5 protein-coding genes are annotated in these 3,811 nt (G+C 50.8%); 2 read left to right on the forward strand and 3 right to left on the reverse strand.

Features of this window, described 5'->3' with window-relative positions; genetic code table 11:
- The 3 genes from H3O04_RS34385 to dcm form a co-directional block, all read right to left on the reverse strand.
- Positions 1–841: hypothetical protein (locus tag H3O04_RS34385; protein WP_202589414.1), on the reverse strand; the 841-nt coding region annotated here is incomplete at its 3' end.
- A 38-nt stretch (positions 842–879) separates the two neighbouring features.
- A complete protein-coding gene (locus H3O04_RS34390) occupies positions 880–1,344 on the reverse strand; it encodes a very short patch repair endonuclease (protein ID WP_202589415.1) in 465 nt (154 codons plus the stop codon).
- A 4-nt stretch (positions 1,345–1,348) separates the two neighbouring features.
- On the reverse strand, positions 1,349–2,614 hold the full coding sequence (gene dcm / locus H3O04_RS34395; RefSeq protein ID WP_202589416.1) for a DNA (cytosine-5-)-methyltransferase: 1,266 nt from the start codon (positions 2,612–2,614) through the stop codon (positions 1,349–1,351).
- A gap of 723 nt (positions 2,615–3,337) precedes the next feature.
- Here dcm and H3O04_RS34400 point away from each other — a divergent pair.
- Both H3O04_RS34400 and H3O04_RS36450 read left to right on the forward strand, forming a co-directional pair.
- On the forward strand, positions 3,338–3,562 hold the full coding sequence (locus H3O04_RS34400; protein ID WP_202589417.1) for a hypothetical protein: 225 nt from the start codon (positions 3,338–3,340) through the stop codon (positions 3,560–3,562).
- A 31-nt stretch (positions 3,563–3,593) separates the two neighbouring features.
- A partial coding sequence (locus H3O04_RS36450; protein ID WP_237666537.1) for a hypothetical protein occupies positions 3,594–3,811 on the forward strand: 218 nt, incomplete at its 3' end.

The raw sequence follows: 3,811 nt of genomic DNA on the forward strand, positions 1-3,811 counted from the left end.
CCCCTCGATACCCGGTTCCCTCGATATTATTCAAATGATTATTATCTGCGTGAAAACCTGACGCATCACACGCAAACCACCTTTGATCGCCGCCATCCAGAAATACAACTGGTGATAAATTTTTATCATTGACTTTCTTCAAGAGAAGATAAACAACCAAAACATTGCGTTTATCGAGAAATTGATAAACATCAGCCATCCCACCGTTCACACCAATCTCACCATTCCTCGCCGGATACTTGAATTTATAATCAAATGCGACGAGAGTGTTTTTATACCACAGCAAACCATCAATGTCCCAAATCCATTTAAAAGGCGAAAAGAAGTTTGCGTATAGCCGCTGAATTGAAAAAGCACGAAGAACATCCTCATCGCGCAGGTATTTGATAGCCATTTGCAGGCGCTGTGGATCACGCTCTTGTGGTCCTGCCGCATTTTCCATCAACCTGCATTTAAGACGATTCCGCACGCGCGAAATCGAGTCTCCTCCAACATGGCGAGAAACATAGCCCTCACCATCAAAGAATATCCAATGAAAATCAGGGATGACCTTCTGCATCCGTTTAGCAAGGGCATGCTCAATCGGCTCTTCCGTCCGCAAGCTCACAGGATCGATACAAGAAACCGCCGAAACACCATATCCGTCATCCTTGGATCGATGAAACCACCATCCCACTGATGACAACGCGCTTCCGAAGGCAGGACGCACTAGCCGCTTCTCAGTAAACGCCTCCGCAGCATTTCCCTCAATTGTCGTGTGCTTATCAGAAAACAGAAGGCTGCCAAAGTGTTCGTCCGTCTTAGGCACTCCGGTTAAGCGAACCGAATTGATAAGTTCCATGTCTGTATTTTCCCCGCATATACCCATGGAAGCGTGATCTATGGACTTATTCCTTGTCCTCGCACTTCCAGCCGTTGTTCTTCGTGTTGCAACCAAATTACCAATCGGTTGACGATCGTGTCGAATTCTAGCTTTCCCCGCCCTTTGAGCGCGCACTCCCAAACTACTGCAACACGCCAACCCATCGTGAGAAGCATCCCCTGCACTTTCTCATCATTTTGCTTATTTTTCTGGATTTTCTGGGACCAAAACTCGGTGCGAGTTCGCGGCCACTTAAACAATGCGCAATCATGGCCATGCCAGAAACACCCGTGCACAAGAATGACTGCATGATAGCGCGGAAGGACAATATCTGGCTTTCCTGGTAATTCACTTACATGCAGCCGAAATCGATACCCCTTCCGGTGTAAAAGACTGCGTACCAGAATTTCTGGCTTAGTATTACAGCCCCGTATACCGGACATCATCCGGCTACGGGTTGCAGCATCGACCGTGTCCACCATGCAATCAACTAAAAAGAGAAGGCTGCGTGATGCCAGTACGATCTCGTTCGATTATCGATCGAATATGTGGAACCATGATTCTGGCAACTTCCCGCATGACTGGCATAACTACACTATTTCCGTACTGGCGATACGCCTGCGTATCGCTTACAGGAATTCTAAATGCATCAGGGAATCCCATTAAGCGTGCGCATTCTCGCGGGGTTAGACGACGTGGACGTTTATTTTTCCCTTGCCAAACAAGTATTTCCGAACCGTCTTTGTGATAGCGGGCCGACAGCGTACGCGTAACGCTGTCTGGATACGCAAGGCCGAAACCAAAACCATTGCCTGCAGCACGATGCTTTTCCGCATAGGCCTGCAGATACTCCCAAAGCTTAGGTGTCAGTGTATATTTGGACTGCACGGCCTGCCTTTCGTGATCGAAAAAGCGATCACCGTCCCATGGCAAGACAGGTTCGCTACCATCAGTCTTATGCAAAATAGAGCTCAGTCGCGGCCCCTCAGTAGGCAGCTTCAAGTCATCCCATGAAAAATCAGTTTTCTCACGGAAACCAACAATAATAATTCGCTCTCGATGCTGAGGAGTGAAATGTTGACCGTCAATAATACGATAATGCACATCGTATTTAAGCTCATCCCGCAGCGTCTGAAGGATAACGTCGAACGTATTTCCTTTATCATGAGACAACAGATTTTTTACATTTTCCAGCAAAAACGCCTTTGGCCGCTTTGCGGCAATAATTCGAGCCACATCAAAGAAAAGGGTTCCTTGCGTCGTGCATTCAAATCCATGCGGCCGCCCAAGTGAATTTTTTTTGCTCACTCCAGCGATACTAAATGGCTGACACGGAAATCCGCCAAGCAGCACATCGTGAGCAGGTACGTCTTCAGCAGAGAATGGGACGATGTCGCCGATAAAGGGATGATTTTCGCCAAAATTCTCGATATATGTTTTCTTCGAGAAATCGTTCCATTCACTTGTAAAAACACATTCGCCGCCGTGAGACTCAAAGCCAAGACGAATGCCGCCAATACCTGCAAACAGATCGATGAATCGAAAACTGTTATCCTCGCTCCCAGTTGTTCCCTGAATTGGCTGTTGCAGCATGTCGCGCAGCGCGTGTTCCAGCATGGCGGGGCACGGTGTCTCGCCCTTTTCCCAACGTCTTACGGTCTTGGCGTCCTTGCCAATATACTCGGCAATTTCGCGTTGCGTGTATCTGGTGCGTGCCTGCTTAAGCAGTTCGAGAGGTTGGGCGTATGTCATGCTCATGTTCGCTGGGAAACTTTGCGGACATTATGACCTATGCATCTCCCAAGATCTAGGGTTTTCTACGCGCTTGGTCCTTCCGCGTGGAACGAGCAATCAGGCTCACGGTAGCGTGCCGCTACTGGTTGCACAGGTCCGCATGGAACGATGACACCAATTGAATTCGCAGCCGAACGAACTGCGTTGAGACTTCGACTGAACTCTCGTTGGCGTACTCTCGGAGGTCCTGCGCAAAGTATCCAGACTCGTATCGAAGAGTCGTACCGCTGCTGCCCTGTGCTCTTTCAGCGGCGCTCGTGTAATGCGTTGATTCCGACGCTCGCACACAAATTGATCGAACATCCGCTTCAACGACGACACGCAATCCTCAGCGTCACTCGTCGACGATTTCGCCAACCACAACCTCCTTCCTCACTGCTCGGCAGCACAAAATTCGAGATGACTGATGCATCCTCTACCGTCCGGCTAGTTTGCACGTATTGGTCTCATCAAGCGCCTTTCTTCGCTTAAACTCGAACTGCATCACCGCAAAAAAGCGCGGGCCGCATGGGCTGCCACCCATACGACCCGCTGACCACAACCAACTCGTTACCGGAGTCGGAGGATGGCTAACGCCAATAGTAAGTCACGTCCCAAGAAGCTCAAACAGTATCCCGGTATCCCGAGGTTGAGCTGACGCTCGACAACAAGCCTGACCTTCCCCAGGAAGGCCAACCGTACATGCCATGGATGCGCGCCATCGACGCGCATTTCGAGATGTTCGGATTCAAGCCGGGTGATCGCGTCTATCTTCGGTTCAACTTTGACTCCCGAAGGGTCATCATCACGCCCGACTACAGCGCGCTGAACTGGCGAGAGCAGCCCTATGGTGCAGCTGCCCAAGAAGAGGACGAGGAGCTGGAACGCTCAGCGCTGGCCCCTTTGCGCCGCTCTGTTGTCTGGTGATGGCTCGGCGTGAGGCACTTCGGCGCGAGCCTTGATGCAGATGGTCCGCAGCGGCGTTGCAAGTAACTTCAACAACCGCCACAACAGACGAAAAGTTGCATTCCGCTCTCTCGGCATTCGACGGCATAACAAGCACCAGCGCATGCGGCACGACAAGCATCCATGCCGAGTACTCCGCGCGCATTTCCGCCGCCGAAATGCAAAAACCCCCGCCTGGTCGGGCGGGGGTTTCTGGCTTGAGGGGAGCCT

The sequence above is a fragment of the Burkholderia sp. KCJ3K979 genome, from assembly GCF_016759955.1.
In the GTDB taxonomy this organism is placed as follows: Bacteria; Pseudomonadota; Gammaproteobacteria; order Burkholderiales; family Burkholderiaceae; genus Burkholderia; species Burkholderia orbicola.

Coding starts and splice junctions, on each gene's coding strand:
- H3O04_RS34390 (WP_202589415.1), bottom strand. CDS start 1,344: ATGGTGGACACGGTCGATGCTGCAACCCGTAGCCGGATGATGTCCGGT.
- H3O04_RS34400 (WP_202589417.1), top strand. CDS start 3,338: ATGCCATGGATGCGCGCCATCGACGCGCATTTCGAGATGTTCGGATTC.
- dcm (WP_202589416.1), bottom strand. CDS start 2,614: ATGACATACGCCCAACCTCTCGAACTGCTTAAGCAGGCACGCACCAGA.